27 protein-coding genes are annotated in these 23956 nt (G+C 68.2%); 12 read left to right on the top strand and 15 right to left on the bottom strand.

What is annotated here, in order from left to right; translation table 11 throughout:
• Window positions 1–3 precede the first annotated feature (3 nt).
• The 7 genes from gcvPB to NKJ07_RS02415 form a co-directional block, all read right to left on the bottom strand.
• Complete coding sequence (gene gcvPB, locus NKJ07_RS02445; protein ID WP_318569010.1) at window positions 4–1434, bottom strand: aminomethyl-transferring glycine dehydrogenase subunit GcvPB; 1431 nt, start codon at window positions 1432–1434, stop codon at window positions 4–6.
• Window positions 1431–2750, bottom strand: a complete 1320-nt coding sequence (gene gcvPA / locus NKJ07_RS02440) for an aminomethyl-transferring glycine dehydrogenase subunit GcvPA (protein WP_318569009.1) — start codon at window positions 2748–2750, stop codon at window positions 1431–1433. Before gcvPA ends, gcvPB begins: the two co-directional genes overlap by 4 nt.
• A complete protein-coding gene (gcvH, locus tag NKJ07_RS02435) occupies window positions 2747–3121 on the bottom strand; it encodes a glycine cleavage system protein GcvH (RefSeq protein WP_318569008.1) in 375 nt (124 codons plus the stop codon). Before gcvH ends, gcvPA begins: the two co-directional genes overlap by 4 nt.
• Before the next feature lie 7 nt (window positions 3122–3128).
• Window positions 3129–4235, bottom strand: a complete 1107-nt coding sequence (gcvT, locus tag NKJ07_RS02430) for a glycine cleavage system aminomethyltransferase GcvT (RefSeq protein WP_318569007.1) — start codon at window positions 4233–4235, stop codon at window positions 3129–3131.
• Window positions 4236–4698: 463 nt separating this feature from the next.
• Window positions 4699–4971 (bottom strand): DUF7999 family protein, encoded by a 273-nt coding sequence (locus NKJ07_RS02425; protein ID WP_318569006.1) that lies wholly within the window; start codon window positions 4969–4971, stop codon window positions 4699–4701.
• A gap of 132 nt (window positions 4972–5103) precedes the next feature.
• Window positions 5104–5706: a hypothetical protein gene (locus NKJ07_RS02420; protein WP_425504712.1), complete on the bottom strand. Its 603-nt coding sequence runs from the start codon at window positions 5704–5706 to the stop codon at window positions 5104–5106.
• The gene (locus NKJ07_RS02415; RefSeq protein ID WP_318569004.1) at window positions 5703–6434 is read right to left on the bottom strand and encodes a DsbA family protein; all 732 of its coding nucleotides are present in this window, start codon (window positions 6432–6434) and stop codon (window positions 5703–5705) included. Before NKJ07_RS02415 ends, NKJ07_RS02420 begins: the two co-directional genes overlap by 4 nt.
• A 101-nt stretch (window positions 6435–6535) precedes the next feature.
• On the opposite strand from NKJ07_RS02415, the gene NKJ07_RS02410 reads away from it, so the two are divergent.
• Together NKJ07_RS02410 and NKJ07_RS02405 are read left to right on the top strand one after the other, a co-directional pair.
• Window positions 6536–6991, top strand: coding sequence for an NYN domain-containing protein (locus NKJ07_RS02410; protein WP_318569003.1), 456 nt, complete (start codon window positions 6536–6538; stop codon window positions 6989–6991).
• 40 nt (window positions 6992–7031) lie between these two features.
• Window positions 7032–7391 (top strand): hypothetical protein, encoded by a 360-nt coding sequence (locus NKJ07_RS02405; RefSeq protein ID WP_318569002.1) that lies wholly within the window; start codon window positions 7032–7034, stop codon window positions 7389–7391.
• Window positions 7392–7468: 77 nt separating this feature from the next.
• Here the strand turns inward: NKJ07_RS02405 and NKJ07_RS02400 are convergent, their stop codons facing one another.
• Window positions 7469–7849 (bottom strand): hypothetical protein, encoded by a 381-nt coding sequence (locus NKJ07_RS02400; RefSeq protein ID WP_318569001.1) that lies wholly within the window; start codon window positions 7847–7849, stop codon window positions 7469–7471.
• A gap of 285 nt (window positions 7850–8134) precedes the next feature.
• On the opposite strand from NKJ07_RS02400, the gene NKJ07_RS02395 reads away from it, so the two are divergent.
• Both NKJ07_RS02395 and NKJ07_RS02390 read left to right on the top strand, forming a co-directional pair.
• Entirely contained in the window at window positions 8135–8977 is an 843-nt protein-coding gene (locus tag NKJ07_RS02395; protein ID WP_318569000.1) for a TatD family hydrolase, read from the top strand.
• Between the two features lie 185 nt (window positions 8978–9162).
• The gene (locus tag NKJ07_RS02390) at window positions 9163–9750 is read left to right on the top strand and encodes a DUF2150 family protein (RefSeq protein WP_318568999.1); all 588 of its coding nucleotides are present in this window, start codon (window positions 9163–9165) and stop codon (window positions 9748–9750) included.
• A gap of 43 nt (window positions 9751–9793) precedes the next feature.
• Here the strand turns inward: NKJ07_RS02390 and NKJ07_RS02385 are convergent, their stop codons facing one another.
• On the bottom strand, window positions 9794–11395 hold the full coding sequence (locus NKJ07_RS02385; RefSeq protein WP_318568998.1) for an Ig-like domain-containing protein: 1602 nt from the start codon (window positions 11393–11395) through the stop codon (window positions 9794–9796).
• A gap of 169 nt (window positions 11396–11564) precedes the next feature.
• Here NKJ07_RS02385 and NKJ07_RS02380 point away from each other — a divergent pair, with 169 nt between their 5' ends.
• The 3 genes from NKJ07_RS02380 to NKJ07_RS02370 all read left to right on the top strand — a co-directional run bounded on the left by NKJ07_RS02380 (window position 11565) and on the right by NKJ07_RS02370 (window position 15817).
• The gene (locus NKJ07_RS02380; RefSeq protein WP_318568997.1) at window positions 11565–13166 is read left to right on the top strand and encodes a type IV pilin domain-containing protein; all 1602 of its coding nucleotides are present in this window, start codon (window positions 11565–11567) and stop codon (window positions 13164–13166) included.
• A 67-nt stretch (window positions 13167–13233) separates the two neighbouring features.
• Complete coding sequence (gene hmgB / locus NKJ07_RS02375) at window positions 13234–14571, top strand: hydroxymethylglutaryl-CoA synthase (RefSeq protein WP_318568996.1); 1338 nt, start codon at window positions 13234–13236, stop codon at window positions 14569–14571.
• Between the two features lie 130 nt (window positions 14572–14701).
• Window positions 14702–15817 (top strand): hypothetical protein, encoded by a 1116-nt coding sequence (locus NKJ07_RS02370; protein ID WP_318568995.1) that lies wholly within the window; start codon window positions 14702–14704, stop codon window positions 15815–15817.
• 50 nt (window positions 15818–15867) lie between these two features.
• Here NKJ07_RS02370 and NKJ07_RS02365 read toward each other — a convergent pair whose 3' ends face one another.
• The gene (locus NKJ07_RS02365) at window positions 15868–16575 is read right to left on the bottom strand and encodes a helix-turn-helix domain-containing protein (RefSeq protein WP_318568994.1); all 708 of its coding nucleotides are present in this window, start codon (window positions 16573–16575) and stop codon (window positions 15868–15870) included.
• On the bottom strand, window positions 16572–16709 hold the full coding sequence (locus NKJ07_RS02360) for a hypothetical protein (protein WP_318568993.1): 138 nt from the start codon (window positions 16707–16709) through the stop codon (window positions 16572–16574). The genes NKJ07_RS02365 and NKJ07_RS02360 overlap by 4 nt, the downstream gene beginning before the upstream one ends.
• Before the next feature lie 133 nt (window positions 16710–16842).
• Here NKJ07_RS02360 and NKJ07_RS02355 point away from each other — a divergent pair, with 133 nt between their 5' ends.
• On the top strand, window positions 16843–17475 hold the full coding sequence (locus NKJ07_RS02355; protein ID WP_318568992.1) for a metal-dependent hydrolase: 633 nt from the start codon (window positions 16843–16845) through the stop codon (window positions 17473–17475).
• A gap of 301 nt (window positions 17476–17776) precedes the next feature.
• Here NKJ07_RS02355 and NKJ07_RS02350 read toward each other — a convergent pair whose 3' ends face one another.
• Window positions 17777–18058, bottom strand: a complete 282-nt coding sequence (locus NKJ07_RS02350) for a hypothetical protein (RefSeq protein ID WP_318568991.1) — start codon at window positions 18056–18058, stop codon at window positions 17777–17779.
• A gap of 488 nt (window positions 18059–18546) precedes the next feature.
• On the opposite strand from NKJ07_RS02350, the gene NKJ07_RS02345 reads away from it, so the two are divergent.
• Both NKJ07_RS02345 and NKJ07_RS02340 read left to right on the top strand, forming a co-directional pair.
• Window positions 18547–19056 (top strand): GNAT family N-acetyltransferase, encoded by a 510-nt coding sequence (locus NKJ07_RS02345; protein ID WP_318568990.1) that lies wholly within the window; start codon window positions 18547–18549, stop codon window positions 19054–19056.
• Window positions 19057–19110: 54 nt separating this feature from the next.
• Window positions 19111–20277 carry a metal-dependent hydrolase family protein gene (locus NKJ07_RS02340; protein ID WP_318568989.1) on the top strand — a complete coding sequence of 389 codons (1167 nt, stop codon included), beginning with the start codon at window positions 19111–19113 and terminating at the stop codon, window positions 20275–20277.
• A gap of 40 nt (window positions 20278–20317) precedes the next feature.
• Here the strand turns inward: NKJ07_RS02340 and NKJ07_RS02335 are convergent, their stop codons facing one another.
• Entirely contained in the window at window positions 20318–20782 is a 465-nt protein-coding gene (locus tag NKJ07_RS02335) for a pyridoxamine 5'-phosphate oxidase family protein (protein WP_318568988.1), read from the bottom strand.
• Window positions 20783–20858: 76 nt separating this feature from the next.
• On the bottom strand, window positions 20859–21290 hold the full coding sequence (locus tag NKJ07_RS02330) for a pyridoxamine 5'-phosphate oxidase family protein (RefSeq protein ID WP_318568987.1): 432 nt from the start codon (window positions 21288–21290) through the stop codon (window positions 20859–20861).
• A 190-nt stretch (window positions 21291–21480) separates the two neighbouring features.
• Between NKJ07_RS02330 and NKJ07_RS02325 the strand changes: the two genes are divergently transcribed.
• Window positions 21481–21894: a carboxymuconolactone decarboxylase family protein gene (locus NKJ07_RS02325; protein ID WP_318568986.1), complete on the top strand. Its 414-nt coding sequence runs from the start codon at window positions 21481–21483 to the stop codon at window positions 21892–21894.
• 102 nt (window positions 21895–21996) lie between these two features.
• Here the strand turns inward: NKJ07_RS02325 and NKJ07_RS02320 are convergent, their stop codons facing one another.
• Window positions 21997–23193 carry a serine hydrolase domain-containing protein gene (locus NKJ07_RS02320; RefSeq protein ID WP_318568985.1) on the bottom strand — a complete coding sequence of 399 codons (1197 nt, stop codon included), beginning with the start codon at window positions 23191–23193 and terminating at the stop codon, window positions 21997–21999.
• On the opposite strand from NKJ07_RS02320, the gene NKJ07_RS02315 reads away from it, so the two are divergent.
• Window positions 23180–23383: a hypothetical protein gene (locus tag NKJ07_RS02315; protein ID WP_318568984.1), complete on the top strand. Its 204-nt coding sequence runs from the start codon at window positions 23180–23182 to the stop codon at window positions 23381–23383. The genes NKJ07_RS02320 and NKJ07_RS02315 overlap by 14 nt on opposite strands.
• Window positions 23384–23956: the final 573 nt, after the last annotated feature.

The raw sequence follows: 23956 nt of genomic DNA, 5'->3' as shown, positions 1-23956 counted from the left end.
GGCTCACGCCGTGTCGTCTGCGTCGTCACCGTCGAGCGCGTGCCACGACAGCCGCGGGTTCCGTGCCGCACCGACCTGATCGATCCGTCCGGCCGCCGTCCGCGTCGGCGCGTCGGCGAGCGTCTCTTCGTCCGCCGTCACCACGCTGTTGAACGCCGCCGCGAGGTCGTCGAGCGACGACCGATTCTCCACCTCTGTCGGTTCAGTGAGCATCGCCTCGGGGACGAGCTCGGGCCACTTCGTCGTCGGCGGGTGGACGCCGTGATCGAGCATCCCCTTCGCGAGTTCGGCGGCGTCGCGGTCGCCGGCGGTCGCGGCGAACTCGTGGTGGAAGGGGCCGTACGGGACATCGAGGTCGATCCGCGAGGCGAGGTAGTTGGCGTTCAACACCGCCTTCGCCGAGGCGTCTCTGAGCCCCGCGTCGCCGAGCCGTGCGATGTACGCGTACGCCTTGAGGAGGACGAGCCAGTTGCCCGCGTAGCCGTGGACCTTGCCGATCGACCGCTCGGGGTCGAACAGCTCGTAGCCGCCGTCCGACTCCCTGACCTGCGGGCGAGGGAGGTACTCGGCGAGGTCCGAGACGACGCCGACCGGACCGGCACCGGGGCCGCCCCCGCCGTGGGGCGTGGCGAACGTCTTGTGGACGTTGTAATGCATGATGTCGAACCCCATGTCACCGGGGCGTGCCCGGCCGAGCAGGGCGTTGAGGTTCGCCCCGTCGTAGTAGAGCAACCCCCCGGCGTCGTGGACCGTCTCGGCGATCTCGACGATGTCGCGCTCGAACAGTCCGAGGGTGTTGGGGTTCGTCAGCATGAGCGCCGCCGTCTCGTCGCCGACGGCCGCCGCCAGCGCGTCGAGGTCGACGCGGCCGTCGTCCCCGGAGGGGAGTTCGACGACCTCGTAGCCGGCCATCGCGGCCGACGCGAAGTTCGTGCCGTGCGCGGAGGCGGGGACGATCACCTCGGAGCGCTCGTCGCCGTTCGCCTCGTGGTACGCCTTGGCGACGAGGATACCGGTGAACTCCCCCGCGGCCCCCGCCGGTGGCTGGAGCGTCACGGCGTCCATCCCGCCGATCTCGGCTAAGAACTCCTGGAGGCCGTGGAGGACGGCGAGCGTCCCCTGCACCGACTCCGGCGACCGATCGGGGTGGACCCCGCCGCTCGGAAGCGCAGCGACGTCCTCGGTGAACGAGGGGTTGTACTTCATCGTACACGACCCCAGCGGGTAGGGGCCCGTCTCGACGCCGTAGTTCATCTGCGACAGCCGCGTGTAGTGTCGGGCGAGTTCGGGTTCGGACAACGACGGGAGCGTGACGGAGTCGCGGGTGAGGTCGTCGGGGAGTTCCGAGTCGACCTCGACCGCTGTCTCGTCTTTCTCCGACAGGAGCGGTTCGTAGACGCCGTCCGTGCTGTAGCGTGCCTGGTCGTACCTCATACTGCCTCCTCGAACGCCGCGACGAGGGCGTCCGCGTGTCGTTCGTTCGTCTCGGTGACGCAGACCTGGAGCCTGTGCTCTCCGACAGTGTGAACGGCGAAGCCGTCGGCTTCGATGTCCGAAGCGACGGCCTCAGCGGGCTGGTCCGTGTGGACGACGAACTCCCGGAAGTGGTGGCGGTCGTACACCGGTGCCTGGACGCCGACGACCTCGTCGAGGCGCTCGGCGAGGTCGCGCGCGTTCGTCACGCACCGCTCGGCGAGGTCGACCATGCCGTCGGCCCCGAGCGAGGCGACGTGCATCGCCGTCCGGAGCGCGACCCACGCCTGGTTCGTACAGATGTTCGACGTGGCGCGCTCCTTCCGGATGTGTTGCTCGCGCGTCTGGAGCGTGAGCGTGAACGCCCTCGTCCCGGCGGCGTCCTCGCTCGCGCCGACCAGCCGACCGGGGACCTGCCGCAGGAACGACTCCCGGGTGGCGAACAGCCCGAGCCCCATGCCGTAGCTCGTCGGGAGGCCGAGCGCGTCCGCCGCGCCGACCACGACGTCCGCGCCGACGGCCGCCGGCTCCTCGAGGAGTGCCAGCGCGACGATGTCGGTGCCGAGACAGAAGAGCGCGTCGTGGTCGTCGGCGACCGCACCGAGGCGGGCCAGCGACGGCTCGATCACGCCGCGGAGCGTCGGCGACTCCGCGTACAGCATCACCGTGTCGTCGCCGACTGCTCGCTCGACGGCCTCGACGTCGACCGCGCCGTCGTCCATCGGGTAGCGTTCCACGGTGAGGTCCGCGCCCGCGACGTAGTTGTCGAGGACACCCGCTTTCCCCTCGTGGAGGTGGTCGGGGACGAGCACCGTCGACCCGCTCGTCTCGCGCACGCGCCCCGCGAGCCGCGCCGCCTCCCCGAGCGCGGTCGCGGCGTCGTACATTGAGCAGTTCGCCACAGGCAACCCCGTGAGTTCGACCAGGAACGACTGGTACTCGAACAGGACCTGGAGGAACCCCTGCGTGATCTCGGGCTGGTACTGCGTGTACGAGGTGAGGAACTCCGATCGGCGCGAGAGGTCCGAGACCAGAGAGGGGACGTAGTGGTCGTAGTGACCCCGCCCGAGGAACTCGACGAGGTCGTCATTCCGCGCGAGCGTCGCCTCGATCTCGCGTCTGAGTCTCGCTTCGGATTTCGAATCGAAACCCAACGAGCCGTCGAACGTCACCGCCTCCGGGATGTCGAACAGTTCGTCCTCCGAGTCGACGCCGACGGCGTCGAGCATGGCGTCGGTCTCGGCGGCCGTGTGTGGTGCGTACGGACTCCCGGTCATTCGATCTGCTCGCGGTACTCCTCGGCGGAGAGGAGGTCGTCGGCTCCGTCCACCTCCGCGTCGAGTTCGAGCATCCAGCCGTCGCCGAACGGATCCTCGTTGACCAGCTCCGGCCGGTCGAACAGCTCCTCGTTCACCGAGACGACCTCGCCCGAGACCGGCGCGTAGAGGTCGGAGACGGCCTTGATCGACTCGACGACGCCGAACGACTCGCCCGCCGTCACTGAGTCGCCCACCTCGGGGAGTTCGACGAACACTACGTCGCCGAGTTCGTCCTGTGCGAACTCCGTGATGCCGACGCGCGTGGGCGCGTCGGTCGTAATCCACTCGTGCGATTCCAGGTACCGTCTGTCGTCAGGAACTTCGAACATGGGTGTGTTACTGGTCGATGAAGGGCGGGACGACGACTTTCCCCCGCTTGGGCTCGCCGCGGACGACGACGTTGACGCGGGTGCCGGGGTCGGCGTCGTCGACGGGGAGGTAGCCGAGCGCGACGGGCTTCGAGAGCGTCGGGCTCATCGTCCCGCTGGTGACGTGGCCGACGCGGTCGCCGGCCTCGTTCGTGAGGTCGTAGCCGTGACGGGCCACGCCGCGGTCGAGGAGTTCGATACCGACGAACCGCTCGTCGACGCCCTCGGCCTCGACGCGTTCGAGCGCGTCCCGGCCGACGAACTCCGTATCGAGTTTGACCGCGAAGCCGATGCCGGCCTCGTAGGGGTTCCGGGGCTCCTCGGTGGGGTGGAAGTCCTGCCCCGAGAGGAGAAAGCCCATCTCGATCCGCAGGGTGTCCCGCGCACCGAGCCCGCACGGCTGGCACGCGTCGTCGTCGACGAACGCGTTCCACACCGCCTCGGCCCCGCTCCAGGGGCAGAGCACCTCGAAGCCGTCCTCGCCGGTGTAGCCCGTCCGCGAGACGAGGCACCGCGTCTCCGCGATCGTCGCCTCGGTGGCCTCCGAGCGAACGATGTCCGGAACCGCGCCGATCGCGTCGGTGACGAGTCCGGGGGAGTCGGGCCCCTGCACCGCGAACATGGCCCACTCCTCGGTCGTGTTTTCGACTCGTGCGTCGAGCCCCCAGTCGTCGCGGTGGGTGGTCCAGCGCTCGGACATCTCTCCGTCGTGGCCCGCGTTCGGGACGAAGAGGTACGTCGGCTCGGCACCGTCGGCCGACGGGAGTCGGTAGACGATCGTGTCGTCGATGATGACTCCTTCGGCGTCCGTGATCGCCGCGTACTGCGAGTCGCCGGGATCCAACGCCGTCACGTCGTTCGTGGTGAGACGTTGCATCAGCGCCGTCGCGTCGGGACCGGTCACTTCGATCTCGCTCATGTGTGAGACGTCGAATATCCCCGCCCGCTCGCGAACGGCGGTGTGTTCACGTCTGATGGAGCCGAACTCCACGGGCATCTCCCACCCGCCGAACTCGGTGAACGTCGCTCCCCGGTCGGCGTGAACGTCCCGCAGCGGCGGCTTCCGAAGGGCCATACCGGGGGGATAGTGGGCGTCGAATTAATGCTTTGGTATCGGGAGACGCGGCGAGTCGACAGGACCGTCGCAGGCGGGACGAGTCGGCAGGACGAAGCGGCGTTTACAGGCCCTTCAGCGGTCGATCCCGGACGAGCGGCTCCCCGACGACCGAGTTCGGTCGAATCGTCGCCCGGAACAGTACAGTTATCACGCCGGACGCAGAGAAGTTACTATGGATGTAGTAACTATTTTTGGCGAGGGAGCGGGGAACGAGCCCCGCGCCGAACACCGACGAACTGCGACCTTCGCGGACATGTCGAGCGTCATGCGCCGGTGCTGAGCGGCGGCCTGTTCTCCTGCTGATCGCGATACGGGCCGGCGGTCGGGGGAACGTGGAACGAGAGGGCAGTCGGGGACGAGGAAGAACGACGAAGCGTGTGGGGGGCGAAGATGAAACGAGGGGACCCGAATCGGCGAGTCGTCAGACGCGAACGGGGGTGGGTTTGGCCGAGCCGGCGACGAGTTTCGTCGCCTTCCAGACGTTCGCGCGGACGCCGGCGCGCTCGACGGACATTCGGATCTGTGCGCCCTCGGTGAGCGAGGCGAGACGTTCGCGCGTCGTCCCGTCCTCGTAGTCGACGACGTGATACGTCGCGTGGCCGTCGACGGGCTGTACTGTGATAGCACCGTGGTCGTTCATCGAATCTATAACAATAAACGATGATGGGTCATTATCCCCCATACTGTCGTTCATATCAACTTCTGCCCCCTCCAACCACATAAGTGTAAAGATATAGCCTTCTAAACGGAAATAAGGTGTGATAGGCAATACTAGTGGTACTGAGCAACGGATGACTGGGCACCACGGGGTCGGCTCTCGACCCGGTTACGGATCGACCGGGCAGCCGTTGATGGACCCGCCCCGCATCCCGTCGGCGAGCCAGTACATCGACAGGACGAGCGCCACGCTCGCGAGGACCGCGAACTCCACGCCGTCGAAGGGGAGCAACAGCGCGAGCCCCGACGCGCCGACGAGCGAGAGCACGCCGGCGAGCACCGCCGACCCGCAGGCCGCACAGCCCGCTCCGAGCGCGCCGAGGACGACGCCCGCCGCACTGCCGCCGCTTCCCTCCGCGGAGAGGCCGTGTTCGCGGACGTGGTACGCGACCATCGCGAGATCGACCCCGGTGAGCGCCGCGACCACGACGAGCGCCGTTCCCGACAAGAGGCTGTACGAGGTCCCGACGAACGGGTACAGTTCGACGAGGACGCGGAGGCGGGCGGCGAGGGGGAGCGACCCACCGAGCACGACGTCGCCGACGAGCGCGAGGTTCTGCGAGAGCACGAACGCCGAGAGCGTCGCGAGGGCCACGAGCGTGGCGAACAGCGCGTACACCGGGACCGAGAGCACGAGCCGTGTGGTCCGGGCGACCAGCCGCACGTCCGACCGCGTCGTGGGAAGCCCGACGCCCAGCAGTCGCACCGTCACAGTCCCAGCGCCGACGTGAGCAGGTCGAAGCTGACGCTCCCGCCCGCGCGAGTCACGTACTCGCCGTCGCGGAACAGGAAGACGGTCGGGGTCGTCCGGCCGACGCCCGCGGCCTCGCCCGCGTCGAGATCAACCTGTACGGCGTCGTCGTACGCGCCGGCCTCGGCGTCGGCGACCACCGCGGCCCCGTCGAGATCGGTGTTCGCCGCGAGCCACTCCTCCGTCCGGGGGAGCACGTTGTCGGTCGAGAAGGCGTCCTGGTCGGCGAAGTAGTGTGCGAACAGCCCCCAGAACGCCTCCGACGACCGGGCGAACGTCGATTCGAGCGCCTGGACCGCGGGTTCGCCCCACGGGTAGACGACGGGGTAGGTCCGCGCGACGAACCGCGCCTGCCCGGTGGCGACGAGTTCGTCGCGGATCCGCGGTACGGTGTTCCGCTCGAACGCCCGACAGCGCGGACACGAAGGGTCCTCGAACGCGACGATCGTCGCCGTCGCCTCCCTCGGTCCGAGCGTCGGTTGCGCGTCGAGTCCCGCCGCGGCGGGGTGGCTGTCGAGGGACTCGCTGGACCCCGTCGTCCGCCCGTCCGTGTCGCCCGGCTCCGTCGCTCCCCCGCTCGTGCCCTCGGTGCCGGCTCCCGCCGAGCCCGTCCGTCCCGTACAGCCGGCGATCCCCGCGACCGCGAGCGCCGTGGCGGCGACGAACCGGCGGCGTGTCTGTCTCCTCATACCCCTCCCGAGGAAGCGGGGAGACATGGAGGTTGTCCGAACTCCGACCCAAATCGGGGTCGAATCACCACACATTTGTCCCGGTCGACGGTAGCCGTCGCATGACACTCCTCCGTCGGCTGTTCGCCGAGGAATCGGCGTCGGAGCCACGGGTGGCGCTGTTCGTCGACGGCCCGAACGTCCTCCGCGACGAGTTCGACGTCGACCTCGACGACCTGCGGGCGGCCGCCCGCTCGTACGGCCGCCTCGCCGCCACCCGGCTGTACGTGGACGAACACGCCACCCCGGGGCTCATCCAGGCCGCCGAAGCACGAGGCTTCGACGTGATCGTCACGAGCGGCGACGTCGATGTCAAACTCGCCGTCGACCTCACGCGGCTGGTCGTCGAGTCCCGGGCCGACGTCGTCGCGATCGCCTCCCGCGACACGGATTTCAAGCCCGCCCTCGAAGTCGCGAACGAGTACGGGCTCCGAACCGTCGCGATCGCGCCGGGTTCCCACGGGCGCTCCGACGCCCTCCCCAACGCCGCCACCGAACACGTCACGCTCGGAGAGTGACGACCGGCCGACTTTTGCTCCCTGCGGTCGTCCGTCACGTATGGCACTGCTCGATTCGCTCGTGGGGTTCGTCGTGAGCCTCCTCGTCGGTGGCTTCGGGATCTACGTCGGCGCGCGCGTCGTCGTCGACGAGGCCGACTTCGGACACGCCGTCGTCACGGCGCTCGTCGGTGCGGTCGTCTGGGCAGTCGTCGGTCTCTTCCTCGGCTGGATCCCGCTCGTGGGGGTCCTGCTCACGCTCGCCGCTTACGTCGCGGTGGTGAACTGGCGGTACCCAGGCGGCTGGGGGGCCGCGGTGGGGATCGGCCTCGTCGCCTGGGTCGCGTCGCTCGTCGTCATCGCGGTGCTCTCGCTGTTCGGGATCGGCTCGCTGTCGGCGTTCGGTGTCCCCGGCGTCTGAGCCCGCTGCCGCCGACGCGGGGTGGCAGTCCCCTGGCGATGCAGAGCGTTCTCCACAGAGCGACGGGGGGGAGATACTTACTCGCCGCCGCCACCGCCGCCGCCGTCGCCACCGTCGCCACCGAACCCGCCGACACCACCGTCGCCACCGAACCCGCCGTCGTGGACGTGGCTCGTACCCGTCCCCGACTCACCGCTCAGGACGAGGAAGACAGCCAAAACGGCGAGTCCGCCGGCGACGAGCGACCGGTCGGGCGCGGCCAGGAGGAAGCTCACGAATGCCGCGGGGGTACGGACGCCGGTCAAGAACGCGTCCAGCGCCGCCTCGTTCGCCCACCAGAGGTACAGCGTCAGTCCGAAGAACTCGACCATCACGAGGACGACCGCGAACTCGAAGACGACTCCCAGGAGCCGGAACGGAAGCGTCAACAGCCGGCGGATCACGGGCCGCACCTCCACGTCGACGCACGGTCGTCGGGCCGGCGTTCCACGGCCCCGTTCGCGGTGTGGCACGTCACTCGTCCGTTCGGAAACCCGCCGTCGAACCTCATACGTTACCGTGTTACACACTCTCACGAAAGTCTGACGTTTCGACGGGCGAACCTGGTCGTGTCGCGTTGTCGCCGGCGCCGGGACCGTCGTCGCCGCCTCCGGCCGGAGCGGCCGGGCGGGCGCTCCGACAGGCGCACCGACGACCGAGGCAGATACCCGTCCGCCTTTTGTCCACGCCGCCGAACGACCGGTATGGAACTCGGCACGCCGGTACTGGACAACCACCTGCATCTCGATCCCGAACACGGCCGGGGAATCGATGCCGTCGAGGACTTCGCCCGTCTCGGCGGCACCCACCTCCTCGTCGTTAACAAGCCGTCGTGGCACCTGGGCGTCGAAGCGGAGTCGGGCGAGGACTTCCGGGCGGTGTTCGAGACCACCCTCGCGGTCGTCGAGCGCGCGTCGACGGTGCTGTCTGGTCGGGCCTGGCCCGTCCTCGGTGTCCACCCCGGCCTCGTCTCGCGGCTGGTCCGCGACCGGGGCTTCGAGCCCGGGGCCGCCCGCGACCTCATGTGCGACGGCCTCGACGTCGCGGCGGAGTACGTCGGGGAGGGCCGGGCGCTCGCGCTCAAGTCCGGTCGGCCCCACTACGACGTCCCCGAGGCCGTCTGGGAGGCGTCGAACGACGTGCTCCGGCACGCGCTCGCGCTCGGTGCCGACCGCGACTGTGCGGTCCAACTCCACACCGAGACGACCGAGGACCTGACGGCGGTCGGCGCGTGGGCCGAAGAGCGCGGCCTTCCGAGCGAGAAGGTCGTCAAACACTACGCCGGGAGCACGCTGGCGGGGGTGACCCCGAGCGTGATGAGCGAACCCGACTGGCTCCGCGAGGCCGCCGACCGGGGCGAGCCGTTCCTGATGGAGACCGACTTCGTCGACGACCCCGACCGTCCGGGGGCGGTTCTCGGACCGAAGACCGTCCCGCGGCGCGTCCGGACGCTCCTCGACGAGGGGTACGACGACGCCGTCCGGCTCGCGCACGTCGAAACACCCCGGCGGGTGTACGGCATCGACACCGAATCGACGCTCGGCTGAGTCGATCGCGGACCGACAGCCCCCGACGATTTCGGCCGATGGGGGGACCGCACCGCGAGCGTGCCAGCGTGTCGCGGACGGCGCGACCCCGCGTCCGTCGTCGCTTTCGGGCGGCGAGAGTGAGATACACTCACACCGAACCACGGAGAGGAAAGGCCTTTGACGACAGGCAGAGACGGTCATGTATGACCGAGGCAGAGGAGACCTACTACACCGAGGAACGCTGGCAGAACTGGCTCTCACGGGTCGACGAAGAAGACCTCGACCCCGAGAGCGAGGAGTCGGCGCGGCTCCTGTTCAACATGCAGGACGACGCCGCCATCGCGGTCGCGAAGGTCCTCTCCGCGTACAAGGACGGGAGCATCGACGACGAGGTCGCCCTCGAAGAGATCCGCGACATCGGCGAGATCGTCCTCTCGGAGGCGGCGTTCGAGAGCGAGGAGAAACTCATCCTCGTCGACGGTGTCCAGATGAGTCTCCGCTGTGTGTTCGCCGCTGCCGAGGAGTACGTCGCCGGCGGTCCCGCTCCCGAGGGGACCATCGGCGAACACGTCGAGGCGGCCGTCGCCGCCGAGGAGGACGAGGATCTCGACACGGCCTTCGCCCACACGGTCCAGGCGGGGACGCTCCTCATCGAGGACGACGACGAACTCGACGTCACGGTCTTAGAAGACATCGAGTACGGCCTCGTCTCGGACTGGGTCTCCGGACTGGATTCGCTGCAGTCGGCGCTCGCGGACCCCGAAGTCATCGAAAAAGAAGACGACGAGTGACCGAGCGCGCCGGGTCACCGGCGTCGCTCACTTCCGCGCCGCGCTACAGCGGGACGGTGATGAAGTACGTCTCTTTTCCGGCCTCGTCGAACCAGACCGTCATGACGAACAGCGAGCCGGTCACCTCCGGTCTGTTCCCGTCGAAGTCGATCACCAGCGACGACTCCTGACCGGCCGGGAACGTCTTCGAGAGAGTGTTGGTCGTCCCGGGGATGTCGAACGAGCTCCCGTCGATCGTCGCGCTCGTCGCCGTCTTGCCCGACCCGCCCCTGCCGCCGCCGAAATAAAACGAGATCCGGATCTTCTCGATCGTCTGGTTCGCCGTGCCCGTGTTGTTGAACGTGATCCGGGCGGTCGATTTGTCACCGCTCTGTTGAGCGGACGTGAGCTGCACGTCGCCGCTCTGGCTCGGGTTGATGTCGTCCGTCCCCGCAGCAGCGTCACCCGACCCGCCGCCGGCTCCCGCGCGCGACACCTCGATCGTCGTCGAGTTGTAGGGTGGGAGGCCTGCCCCGTCGATCGCGGCGTCGAGCGTCGCCGAGTCGACGTCGTCGATGTCGAACGCGACGCTCGCACGGCCATCGCTACCGGTGATGACCGTCGAGTTGCCGTCGAGCGAGCCGCCGGTCGCGCTGAAGTCGACCGCCGCCCCCTCGACAGGGTTGTTGTAGCGGTCACGAACCTCGACGGCGAGCCGTCGTGTCCCGGTCGTCGGCACCGTCGTCCCGTTGGCGGCCAGCGGGACGAGATACTGCGGCTCGGTCTCCGCCGCCACCCCCGAATCGCCGCTGTCGTGGACGACGACGCGAGCGAGTCGGAGTTCGTACTGGCGGGAGCCGTCGAGGACGACGTCGGCGCGCGAGCCGTTAGGAACGATCCGTTCGACGTTGGGGTTCGTGTCGTTCAGCGTCTGCGCCTCCGACGAGTCGATCCACTGTTCGGCGGCCGCTTCGGTGCCGTTCCCGGGAACGGGGAGGGTCACGGTGACGTCGCTCCCGTTGCCCGTCACGGTGACCGAGCGCGTGGCGACGCTGGCGGGCGAGGCCGTCACCGACGTCGACAGGCCCGACGCGCCGAGGTCGCCGTCGACGGTGACGAGCGTGATCCGATTGCCCGTGATGAACGTCTGGCCGGCGATCGAGAGCGGACCGTTCGGCGTGAGTCGGTACGCCCCCATTCCGGACACTTCGACCGGCGGAACCTCGACCTCGTTGTAGCCGGGTGAGAACGAGACGCGCCGCGTGCTGTAGTTCTGTGCGCCCCGATCGGTGGTGTTCCAGAACCCGCGGACGTTCGCTTCCTCGCCCGAGACGGCCTCGACGCCCGCGATGGTCACGTTCTCCGACGCCGTGGTTTCGAGCGAGCCGGCCGGAGGACCGGGGTTGATCAACACCATGCGCGAGGGGTAACGGACGCCCGTCTGGACGGTCTCCGACTCCAGTCCTCCCCGGGTTCCGGCGGCGAGGAGACCGTTTCGGAGGGTCACGAGGTCGTCGGTCGCTTCCACGTAGCCGTTGAACTCGACGCCGCTGTTCTCCGACGGCACGACGACCGTCTGGAAGATCGAGAGGCTGATGACGAGCACGCCAAATAGCAGAATCGCGCCGATCTGTATCGACTGCCCGCGGTCGTCACCCCTGAGCATCAGTTGAACCAGACCGACGCCACATATATCATTGGCGACGCGGCTATCAATTCCGAGACACACCCGCGTTGGTTCGAGCGCGCTCGCACGAGAGACGGGCGGAGACAGCGTTACCAGCGTTGGTATCGGGAGGCCGAAGCATATATACCCGGTGTTCCTACGAGCACCGATGAGCGATGCCGACACGCGACGGGGACAGATCGAGGGCGTCGGTGTCGTCCTCCTCACGGGGCTCGTCGTCGTCGCGATCAGCACGTTCGGGGTGTTCTATCTCGGGTCGCTCGGTGACGACCCCGAGCCACGCGTGGCGCTCGACGTTGGCCTCACGCCGGCGGCGGGGAACGTCACCGTCACCGTCACCCACGGCGGCGGGACCGCGTTCGACACCGACGAGGTGTTCGTCGTCCTCCGTGACGAGGGTGGGAACGAAACGCGGCCGACGCTCTCCGCGGGCACCCTGACGGGATCGACAGCCGCGACGTTCGACGCCGGCGAGACGTGGACGTACACGTGGAACTCGACCGCGAACTACGCGGACGGCGACCGCCTCCGGGTGCTCGTCGTCCACAACGCCACGGGGTCGGTTCCGTTCAACAGCCCCGTGACGATCGACGACAAAGAGAGGGGAGCGCTCGCGCCGGAGTACGAACCGCCGACTGCCGTGGCTGGTGGTGGCGGTGGTGGCGGTGGCGGTGGTGGCGGTGGCGGTGGTGGTGGCGGTGGGACGCGCGACCCTGGGTCTGCGTACCTCGACTACGACGGAAACCGCCTCTACGACAGCGGGACAGCCGATACGAAGGTCGATCTCACAGACAACGACAACGGCGACGTCGCGTACAGCGCTCCATCGGGGCCGATATTGGTCGTTCCGGACAGTGTGAGCGGGGGCGAACTGCGGGCGCGGAACGGGAAGGTCAGGCTGGAGGCCGACAGCGTCGATGTCGACGTGGGGCTGACGTCGACGACGAGCACCGTCGACGTGGTCGCCCGAAGCGGGGCGGTGTACGTCGGCACCGGCGACACGCTATCCGGGCAGAACGGAGCCGTGATGATCGATGCTGCCGGCGACATCGTCGCCCACGGTGCGACGTTCGACTCGGACACGAGCGCAGTGTCGCTCACGGCTGCGGCGATGGCCCTTGGCGGGGCGACCGTCGATGCGCGGAACGGCCCGATCACGGTCGACGCCAGTGGCGACATCGACGTGAACGGGACGACGTTCGACTCCGCGACGAGCAAGATCGAACTCTCCGGGGCGACGCTCGACCTCACGGCCGCGACGGTGACCGCCGACAACAACGCCGTTCGGGTCGACGCTGGCGGCGACATGACCGCCGACGACGCGACTCTCAGTTCGGGGACCAGTGCCGTCGACGTGTCGGGCAACGCGGTCCACCTCCGCGGCGCCACCGTGACCTCGGACAACAATGCGGTGTCGATCGACGCGAGCGGCCCCGTCGAGGCGGCCGGGACCACGGTGTTCCGGTCGGCGAACACGCTCTCGATCACGGGAACGTCGATCGACGTGAGCGGCGGGGGCCTCGAAAGCACGAACCGGGGGCTCACGCTTACCGCCACGGCCGGTGACATCGACATCCGCGACGCTGATCTCGCGACCGCCTCCCAGTGGCAGGATGCGGTCGCCGACGTCACCGGTGCCGGGACCGTCTCCCTCGACGGGTTCAAACTCACCGGCGACAAGCGACTCGACATCCGGCCCGACGGCGCGTACACGCCGCGGTCGAGCAAGTACAAAAACACGGTCGAGTGAGGGGGTTCGACGACCGACGAAATAGCCATCGACAAACCCATATGCCCCTCCGCAGTAACACGCAGTCATGACAAGTGTGGGTATCGACGCCATCGAGATCTGGACCGGCAAACTCAAACTCGACCTCCCCAATACGTTCGCGCCGACGAAGGGGGACGACCCCGAGAAGTACACGAAGGGGCTCGGTCTCCACGCCTCGTCGATGCCCGACGTCTACGAGGATATCGTGACGATGGGTGCCAACGCCGCAAAACGGCTGATGGACCGCCGCGGGCTCGCGCCCGACGACATCGGCCGGATCGACGTCGCCACCGAGTCGGCGTTCGACAACTCCAAGCCCGTCTCGACGTACATCGCCGGCTGTCTCGAACAGACGTTCGAGGGCGATTTCCACCACGCGAACAAGGGCGAGCGGAAGTTCGCGTGCGTCGCCGGCACCCAGAGTATCGACGACGCGTACAACTGGATCAAGGCGGGGAGACACCGCGGCCGGTCTGCGCTGGTGATCGCCACCGACACCGCGCTCTATGCGAGGGGGGACCCGGGCGAGGCGACCCAGGGGGCAGGCGCGGTGGCGATGCTCATCTCCGAGGAGCCCGACGTGGTCGAACTCTCGACCGAACAGGGCTACGGGAGCGCCGACGAGACGGACTTCCTCAAGCCGAACCAGCAGTTCCCGTCGGTCGACGGAAAGCGGTCGATGAAGGTGTATCTCGCGCGCATGCGCGAGGCCCTGGAGGATTACGAGTCGGTCGTCGGCCGTACCCACTCCGACGACTTCGCGTACATCCCGTTCCACACGCCGTTTCCGGGGATGGTCCGCCGGGCCGCGCTCCTCGGCTACCGGCACATGACGCGCGACACCGAGATCGAAGACGACCTCGCCGCCGAGATCGGTCGCCAACCCCGCGAGGACGAGTTCGACTCCTGGGAGGCGTACGAGGACGCCATCCGTGACTACATGGACGGGCTCAAGGGCACGGAACAGTACCGCGACTGGTACGCCCGCACGATCGACCCGACGCTCACGCTCGCGGGCCAGGTGGGCAACTGGTACACCGGGTCGGTCCACATCGCGCGCGCGTCCGCGCTCAAGATGGCCGCCGAGACCGGCCGAGGGCTCTCGGGCGAACGACTCCTCGTCGGCTCCTACGGTTCGGGCGCGCAGGCGGAGATCCACGCCGAAACCGTCCGGGAAGGCTGGAAGGAGGAGATCCAGCAGCTGAACATCGACGAACAGATCGCCCGCCGGTACGACCTCTCGTTCGACGAGTACGAACAGGTCCACGACGTCCACAACCACGACAAGGAGATCGACGTCGAGGAGTTCACTCAACCCGGCGGCGAGTTCGTCTTCGCCGGCTGGGGCCGGATGAACGAGCGGAAGTACGAGTACGTCGCGTAACCCATCCGGTGCTGCCGGCCACCGACGCTGGCCTGATTTAAGTAGCCTTTATTAACGGTTCAAATACTTCTTATCAAAATAGATATTTTGAAGGCTGTGTTTTTCACCGGCGGCCCAGAACCGGGTGGCAGTGCAGTCGATCGTCACAGCCGCCGTGCCGGCCGTCCTGAAACTCGGGACTGAGACTCTCACCACAGTCGCCGCGCCACCGTGGTGGCCGACGGCGTTGCCGTCCCCGGACGTCACCGCCGCCGTGGTCGGTGCGATGGTGCTCCTTGCGGCGCTCGCAGTCGTGCTCATCGTCCGGGTCGTCGTCCCCGTGAGCGTCCGGCTCCTTCGCGCCCTCCGGCGCGGCTGGCGGCGCGTCGCGCCGAAGAGCACGTTCGGGAAAGTGATGGTCATCTTCTCGCTCCTGCTCGTCGTCGTGACCGCGCCGACGCTGGTGACGCTCGTCGATTCCAAAGGGGCACTGCAGGACGTCGCCGCCGGAACCGGCGCGATCGCCGAGATGGATGGCGACGCCGTCGATCTCTCGAAGGAGGCGACGGCCGACGGCGAACCCGTCGCCGGGACCGCCCTCCCGCGGCCCAGCCCCGACCGCGACGGCGACAGGCTCCTCGACGATTGGGAGCGTGCGGGCGAGACACCCGGCGGGGTGCCGTTGCCGAACGCGAGCGTCGGGCGAAAGGACCTCTACGTGCAGGTGCTCTACGGCAGGGGGATCGAACCCCTCGACGGATCCGAACGGGCCGACCTCCGGAGCATCTGGGCGGAGATGCCCGTGGAGAACCCCGACGGCTCGACCGGGATCAGTCTCCACGTCGTCGACGAACGGCAACTCGACCGGTCTGTCAGCGCGTACGAACCCGACGGGGAGACGATCCGGAGCCGGTACGACCGCGATCACCTCCAGGGGGCGACGTGCGTCTACTACCAGACCACGTTCGGCGAGATCACGCATCCACAGATGAGTGGCCGAGGGGCGCTCGGCGGTTACGTCTCCGTCGTCGACGGGACCGCGACGACGGTCAACGGCGGGCGGACGGACCGCGTGGCCTTCCTCACGCACGAACTCCTGCACAACACGGCGGGCCGGGTCGAGGGGCGCCCGCACACGGAGTCGGGCTGGCTCGCACCGACGTACGACGGGACGAACACCCGGCTCTCCCGGGAGACCGCGGCCGACCTCGAAGCAGGGTTCGCCCTCGGGGCGTACGAGGAACGTCGGATCTGCGGGCGGACATGAAGCGGGTTCTTCCCCCGACGTATCTCGCCCGTCGGCCGGTCGCTCCCGGCTCAGGCCAGCGCGCGGAGCTCCGCGAGCAACTCGTCGAGGTCGCGATCGGAGACCGCGAGCGAGAAGCCGTCGATGGTGGCGAGGGTGGCCGCGTGCTCCCAGAGGGCGTCCTCGGAGAGCCCGTGCAGCACGACCGCGTTCGGGGTCGGGTTCACCACGCGGAGCGCGACCAGTGGCGACTCCCCGCGGGTGACGTTCGTGAACACGAGCACCCGGTTGGTCGACTCGCCGTACAGTCGGTAGAACTCCTCGCTGGAGAGCCGCGTGATCGCCTCGATGCTGTCGATGACGGTGTGACCGCTCACGCGGTTGGTGTCGCCGCGGACGACTTCCGTCGCGTCCATCGCCTCGTACACCCGAGAGAGCCTGATCGCCGTCGGGTACTCGCGGAGGTCCCGGACGATGTCGCTCTCGAAGCCGGCTCCGACGACCCGAGCGTACTGTCGGATGCGCGACCCGCCGCGCGCCTCGTCGATGTCGAGCAGCGCGTTCACCATCCGGCTGACGACCCCGATCCCCGGGCTCTCCCGCCGGCCGGACTCGTAGTCAGAGACGACCGACGACGAGACGTCGAGGTGGTCCGCGAGCGCCGTCTGAGAGATATCGAAGTCGGTGCGCCACTTCCGGAGAGTCGCACCGGGGTCGGTACTGAGCGTGACTTCGCCGGCGATCCGGCGGGCCAGGTCGGCGCGCAGACCGTCTGTCACGCCGACTCACCCGTGATCACGTCGAATCCGCCCGCGGCCACGAGCGGGTGAGCGATCCGTCGACGGTCGAGCGTCGTCGTCCGGGCGAGCCGAGACGGCTTTGCCCCGGGAGCCCACGGCCGGTGCTGTCGCATGGCCGTTCTCCGACGACGGGGCACAAAACCGTACCGAAACCGACCCTCGACGAACGTCGAGACCCGCCGCTCCGCTCGTCGACGGCCGGAAGCCGGGGCCAACGCTCAAGCCGCAGCCAGACGGACTGCGGGTATGCCCTCGACACTCGTTCACGTCGCGATCGGTGGGCTCGTGGGTGCCGCACTGCTCACCACCGAGTTCGACGCGCGGGCCATCGCCTGCGTCGTCGCGGTCGCGGCCGTGCCCGATCTCGACGCCTTCGCTGGGCTCGTCCTCCCCGGGGCCCACCGCTCGCTGCTCCACAGCCTCCTGTTTCCGGCGCTCCTGGGGCTCGTCTTGCTGTACGAGACGACCCGGACGGAGTCGGTGCTTCGGGCCAGGTTCGGAACGCGCGGCGTCCGGATCGCGTGGGTCTCGCTCGCGGCGCTCTTCTGTGGCGGGATCCTCCCCGACCTGTTCACGAACGGCGTGAACGTCTTCTACCCCGCGGTCGACGCGTTCTACACGGTCGACGGCGAACTCCTGCTCTCCGATCAGCGCGGTCTCGTCCAGACGTTCGTCGAGATCCAGCCGCCGGCGCAGGCACAGCCACAACCGTCGACGCGGACGCTTCACTACAGCACCCCCGTCGATCCGAGCCCCGGGGGCGAGCCCGAAGACGTCGAGCGGGTCGCGCCGGTGTTTCAGGCGGGCTGGGAGCTGATGCTCGTCCTCGTGAGCACTGCCGTCGTCAGCGTCCGCCTCTGGGACGCGATGCGTCGCTGAGCACGAGGCACCGGTCGAGGGCCGACGGACCGGGGCCGACCGTCCGGCGGGGATGAGACAGGACCGGCTCCACTGGCGGTCGGGGTCGACTCGCGACCCGCACTGGATACCGGACTCGCAGCGAAGGAGTCGGTGGGAGTCGGTCCCGTCCACTGAAGCCTCGTCGGGCTCGCCCTGTTGGGTGCGCGTGAGCAGGTCCGGTTCGGGCTTCACGACGCCGGTCTCGGTCGCCATGGTAGCGACTGGTAGACCGAAACAGTGGTTTGTGACGTGATCTCCCGGCCCGAGTCGACGGGCGCGACTACTCGTCGAGGAACGCCGACGGGCGGACGATCGACGCGCCGCGTTCTTCGAGGAGAGCGTGGACGGCGTAGACGTCGGTCTCGCGGAGCCCCGCCCATGCGCCCGCCATCGACAGATCGGTGGCTCGTTCGCCGGTGGTCGTGTCGGTCGCCGTCCAGAGGCCGTCGTGGTAGTCGAGCGAGATCCCCTCCTGGGAGGCCGCCTCGTGGACCCGATCACCGAGGGTCACGAGTGCCTCCGTCGAGGGCCGGGTGACGGTGGTTTGACCAGTTTTACTCATTTCCGAGTCGGATTTGTGGCGTCCCGGTGTAATAGGTTTCGTGAATACCTACCCAAGGACCTAATATTTCCTATGATTACACGGTCCGATACGGGTCTGCTGTTGTCCCCCCCGTCCGTGCGGCCCAACCGGAGCGACGCGTGTCGGGTCGGTAGCGGACCGGAGACACGGTAGACTCCCGTCGACGGGCCGTGACCACCGGAAACGAGACTGAGCGGTACAGATCGCTGGCGGGGGCCGGCCGACGCGAACGCCATGGCGATACGAGGAGCGCAGCGAACGCCCAAACTCCGGGAGCCGGAGCGTTCGGGACGGCCACGGACCGATCTATCGGCCGGGCAACTGCGCCGAGCGCCACGAGATAAACCGCTTGCCGCGATAGAGAATCACCGAAGGTTGGCGGTGGGACGCGAACGGGGCCGCGCCGCCCCGGTCGAGACGACCACCGGAGGGGAGCGTTCACGTACCCTCGTCACGGTAGCTCGATCATGACCGAGACCACGGACGCGGGCGTGACGATCCGACTCTACGAGGAATCAGACGCCGACGAGCTCTGGTCGCTCAAGCGGGGGTTCGAGCTGGGACTCGGCGACGCGACCGGCGGCGAGGACAAGCGCGCGCGGTACGCGGCGAAGCTCAGCGAAGACTACCGAGAGAAGTGGCTGGCGTGGGTCGGGCGGTGCGTCGACGAGGATCCCGACTGTGTCCAGGTCGCCGCCCACGAGGAGGGACTGATCGGCTACGTCTTCGTCCTCCCCGCGTCGCTGGCATTCGTCTGGGATGCGGCCGTCCTGAACGAAGTGTATCTCGACCCGCCCGCGCGCGGGACGGGTGTCGCCGACGGCCTGATGGAGGTCGCCTTAGACTGTGCGCGCGCACAGGACCTCCCGCTCGACCGACTCGTGCTCGACGTCGACCGCGAGAACGACCGCGCCCGGGCGTTTTACGACCGCTGGGGCTTCGAACACTGGGGCGAGATGGTCGCACGGTCGCTCTGACACGTGAGCGCCGAGTCACACACATTCATGCTCGCCGACTCCCGAGAACGGACGATGTTGTTGCGAGACGCCCGGCTGCTGTCGGGTGCCGACGACCACGAGGGCGACCTTCGGATCGCCGAGGGCCGGATCGACGCCGTCGGCGATCTCGACCCACGGGCCGACGAACGTGTCGTCGACCTCTCGGGCAAGACCCTTCTTCCGGGGCTCGTCGACGCCCACGTCCACTTCTCGCTGTCCGGCGAGACGAGCGTCGAGCCCATCGTCGACATGTCGGACGCCGAACTGGCGCTCGTGGAGGCGCGCAACGCGCGCAAGACCCTGGCGGCGGGGATCACGGGTGTCCGGACGATGGGTGCACGGGGCGTCGATCTCGACCTCGAACGGGCGGTCGAACGCGGCGACGTGACGGGGCCACGCATGGTCACGAACAGCCGCTCGATCACGATCACGGGCGGGCACGGCCACCACCTCGGCCGTGAGATCGACGGCCCGATCGACGCGCGGAAGGCGGTCCGCGAGCAGGTCAAACGCGGCGCGGCGTTCATCAAGTTCATGACCACCGGTGGGGTGACGACACCCGGAACCGACCCCGACACGGTCGCGTTGACCGACGACGAACTCGACGCGCTCGTCGACGAGACCCACCGGCACGGCCTCCACGCGGCGACGCACGTCCACGGCGCGGAGGGGGCGAAGGCGGCCGCGCTCGCCGGCGTGGACACCATCGAACACGGGACGTTCCTCGACGACGAGGCGGTCGAGTTGCTCGTCAGCGAGGACGTCACGCTCGTGCCCACGCTCTCGGCACCGTACTACATCGTCCGGAACGTCGAGTGGGCGACGCCCGACTCGGCGCGTAAGACCGAACACATCTACGAACGGCATCTCGAATCGTTCGCTCGGGCGGTCGACGCCGGCGTCCGGATCGCCGGAGGAACCGACGCCGGGACGCCGTTCAACTACCACGGCTCGAACGCCGCGGAGGTGGGATTCATGATCGAACACGGCCTCTCACCGCGAGGGGCGATCACGGCCATGACCGAGACCGCCGCCGAGACGGTCGGTCTCGACGGCTGCGGCACGCTCGCTCCCGGAACCCACGCCGACCTGCTCGTCGTCTCGGGCGACCCGCTGGCCGACGCGACCGTCCTGAACGCCCCCGAAGCGGTGCTCCTCGGCGGGGAACTCGTCTCGGGACACCTGCCGGCCGACGAGTGAGCCGGCTCCGGGGGCGTGGCGTCGGTAGGGACGGTGGGGGTCAGTCGTCGCTCCGGGCCTCCTTCCGACCGGTGACCTCGGCGGTCGAGATCCGGAAGAACCGGAACGTGAGCTCGCGCGGGTGGCGCTCGAACACGTCGACGAGCGGGATGTGGATCCGTCGCATCGCCTGGACCACGTCCGAGTCGATGGCCGCCTCGGTCACCTCTTCGAGGCGCCCGGTGACGACGACGCTCCGCCAGCGGTCGTCGTCGGTGTCGTCGCGGTCGTACACGACGAGCGAGGCGCGCTTCCCGTCGTCGACGACGCTCCCTTTCTCGGTGTCGGGCCCGAACGCGAGTCGGAGGTAGAACTCGCCGTCCTCGGGATCGTAGCCGTACGACACCGGGAACGAGTAGGGCGCGTCGTCCGCACCCGTCGGGAACGAGACGACACCGGTTCCACCCGTTCCGAGGAACTCGGCTCGCTCTTCGCCGGCCATCCGCACCGAGCGCGTATCGTCCATGAAACACGTTCGCGCTCGGCGGTGAAAAGCCGTACGCCACCCTCGGCGCGAACCCCTCCCGGCCGACGTCGGCCCGCTACGTCTGTTTGTGCCCAGTGAGGTCGTCGGGCGCGAGCCGGAACAGCTCGAACTCCAACTCGCGGGCGGGCCGGTCGAACACGGTGAAGAAGGGGATGTTGACCCGGCGGATCGCCTCGACGACGCTGGAGTCGATCGCCGCCTCACCCGTCTCGCGCAGGCGGCCGCGGGCGACGACGCTCCGCCAGCCGTCGTCGGTCTCCTCGCTCACGACGAGCGACACCCTCCGACTCGGCCCAAGGTACTCCCGCTTCTCGCTGTCGGGGTGAAACGCCAGGCGGAGATAGAACGTCCCGTCCGTGGCGTCGAAGCCGTACGAGACGGGGATCGCGTACGATTCGTCGTCCCTCGCGAGCGCGAGGACAGCCGTCCCTTCGTTCCCGAGGAACTCGTCGATCTCGGTGTCGTCCATCAGTTCTGCGCGAGACATACGTCATCGGCACGACAGCCGGTCGTATAAAACCGCCCCCGTCGGACCGCTCGCCCGGCCGGACCGAGCCCATCGGGCCCGTATGTGACTACCGAACGACACGAACTCGTAACATACGACTATCACGTTCCGGGGCCAACGTGAGTCGATTCGACCGCGGCGCATCGAGCCGGTCGAATCGGAGACAACGATGGCAACCAGTCCAACGACGACGGATCACGACGAGACGCTCCAAGATGTCGAGGAGACGCTGGGTACCGTTCCGGAGTGGCTCGACGCCCTCCCACCGGCGGACGCCGTCGACGAGTGGCCCTTCTTCAAACGGTATCTCGTCGGCGAGTGGGAGATTCCACCGAAGTACCGAGAACTGATCGGGCTCGCGGTCGCGGCGAACGTCAAGTGCCCGTACTGCACGCACTTCCACAGCGAGGCAGCGAAGCTCCACGGCGCGACCGAGGAGGAACTCGCGGAGTTGTCGATGCTGGCGAGCGTGACCGCACGCTACAGCGCGATCTTACACGCGCAGAACTACGACCTCGACACGTTCGAGGCGGAGACGGCGGCGATCGGGGCGCACTTCGAAGCGCAGATGGCCGACGACTGACCACGGGGTCGGTCGTTTCGTATAGCGGGCGGGCGTTTATGGCGGCCGAATCGGACGGATCCGCGACTCGATCCCACCGCCGAGATAAACACTGTCGGGCGGTCAGGGGAACGCCCCGAAGAGGTCTCGATCGGGCCACGTCGACACCGACCGAGCGGCCTCCCAGAGGGTCCGGTCGAGAGCCGAGACGAACTCTTCGTCCGAGGACCGTCTGTTGAACAGCGCCGCCCACGAGAGGTCATGGCCGGTCCGGACCATCAGGCTGCTCGTGCCCGGCAGCGACCCCGAGTGCCACCAGTTGTCCATCGAGGGCCGGACCAGCCAGCCCATCCCGTAGTAATAGTCGGAGCCGTCCCAGTGGGCGGCGGCGGGGCGACTCGTCATCGTGCGGACGGTGCCGGACGACAGTACATCCGCGACCGGCCCGCGGCCGTCGACGTGAGTCACGAATCGGAGGAGATCGATCGGCGACGCGATCCAGCCGCCGTGAGCGTCCATCGCCTGTAGGTAGAACCCGCCATACGGAGTCGGAACAGTCCCTTCGTCCGGGAAGACGGAGTCGGTCGACTCGTCGTGATAGTAGCGAACTTCGTCGTCCGCTCGGTTCTCCAGACGGGTCGCGCCGATCCGCATACGAGAGACCTCCGTTCGGGACAGAACGCTGTTCCGCACGTACGACTCGTACGACTGTCCGGTGATGCGCGCGACGAGGCGGCCCAGGACGCAGTAGCCGAAGTTCGAGTACGCGAACTTCTTCCCGGGGTCGAAGTTCAGGTCTCGCTTCAGCATGAACCGGATCACCGTCTCCGCACTCGCGGGAGGATTCTCTCCCTCCTCTCGTGCGATGCGAACGGACTCGAACATCGGATCGAAGCCGAGTTCCTCGATGTCCCAGCCCCCGGTGTGCCGGAGAAGCATCCGGACCGTGATGTCGTCGATCCGCGGATCTGCCGGGCCGCTGGGCCGAAACTCGTCGAGGACGTCGAACACCCGGTCGTCGAGGTCGACTCGGCCGTTCTCGACCAATCGGAGGACGGCGGCCGAGGTGAGGGGTTTGGCGAGACTGGCGATGCGGAAGCGCGCGGTTGGCGTCACGACCGCCTGCGTACTCCGGTTCGCCAGCCCGTATCCACGGGCGAAGACGAGACGCCCGTCCTTGACCACGGCGACGGCCCCACCGGGGACGTCCCAGCGATCCATCAGTCGAGGGACGAGTCGGTCGAAGCTCTCCATCCCGGCGGCCGGTGGCCCGGTGATCCGCCGGGGTGCGTCGACCGGCGTCTCTGTGGCAGTCGCCATTGCCGTCTCGGTCGGCTCCGCGGTCGGCGTCGCAGTTCTGGTCGCGGTTCCGGTCGGCATCGTCGTCGTCTCGGCGGCCGCCGACGTCGGCGTTGCCGAATTCGAGGAGTCTCCCGCCGAACAGCCGGCGAGCACCGATGCGAGCGACGCGCCGGCCGCCGCCAGATATCTTCTCCGATACATTCTGTGAGTGGGTATTACTGGTGGTTGATAAGTCTACGTGAACGATTCGGTCCGTGGCGGACCAGTCGCCACGTGATCACGCAGGAGCCGCCAGCTACCCCGATCCCAACACCCGACGCTACTGTCCGCACGCTCGACTGTCGGCCCGCACACGGTCCGTTCGCTGGACGTCAGAGCAAACCCGTCTGACGTGACAGGAAGATGGGAGCACCGCTCCGCAGCCACTGAACCCGCCTCGCTCCGCCACCCCACAATGACGGCCGGACGTGTCGCTGTGCTTCGACGTCCTGCCGTTTCGTGTCGAGCTAACAGAGATCGTGGTAGCCTGGATTGGCGGGCGGTCGCTTGCCAGGCGACGGGTCGTCGGTCCTGTCGACCAGAACGATCCCGTGGCCAGTTTCTCCTCCATCGACATCGTGGGATCGAGAGTCCTCTTCATCGTCTCGGCGGTCCTCGTGACTGCAGTCGGCGGCCCTGAGGGCTGGTTACGTCCACTCGCGTTTCACGTCGCTTATACGACGTTGGCGGCTCGGCATTCGGAACGGACAGCTAGCACGAAGCCGGCCGCTTCGAGGCCATC

Source organism: Salinigranum marinum (assembly GCF_024228675.1).
In the GTDB taxonomy this organism is placed as follows: domain Archaea; phylum Halobacteriota; class Halobacteria; order Halobacteriales; family Haloferacaceae; genus Salinigranum; species Salinigranum marinum.
Note: the sequence above shows the minus strand (reverse complement) of the source record. Positions and strands in the feature narration are given on the sequence as shown.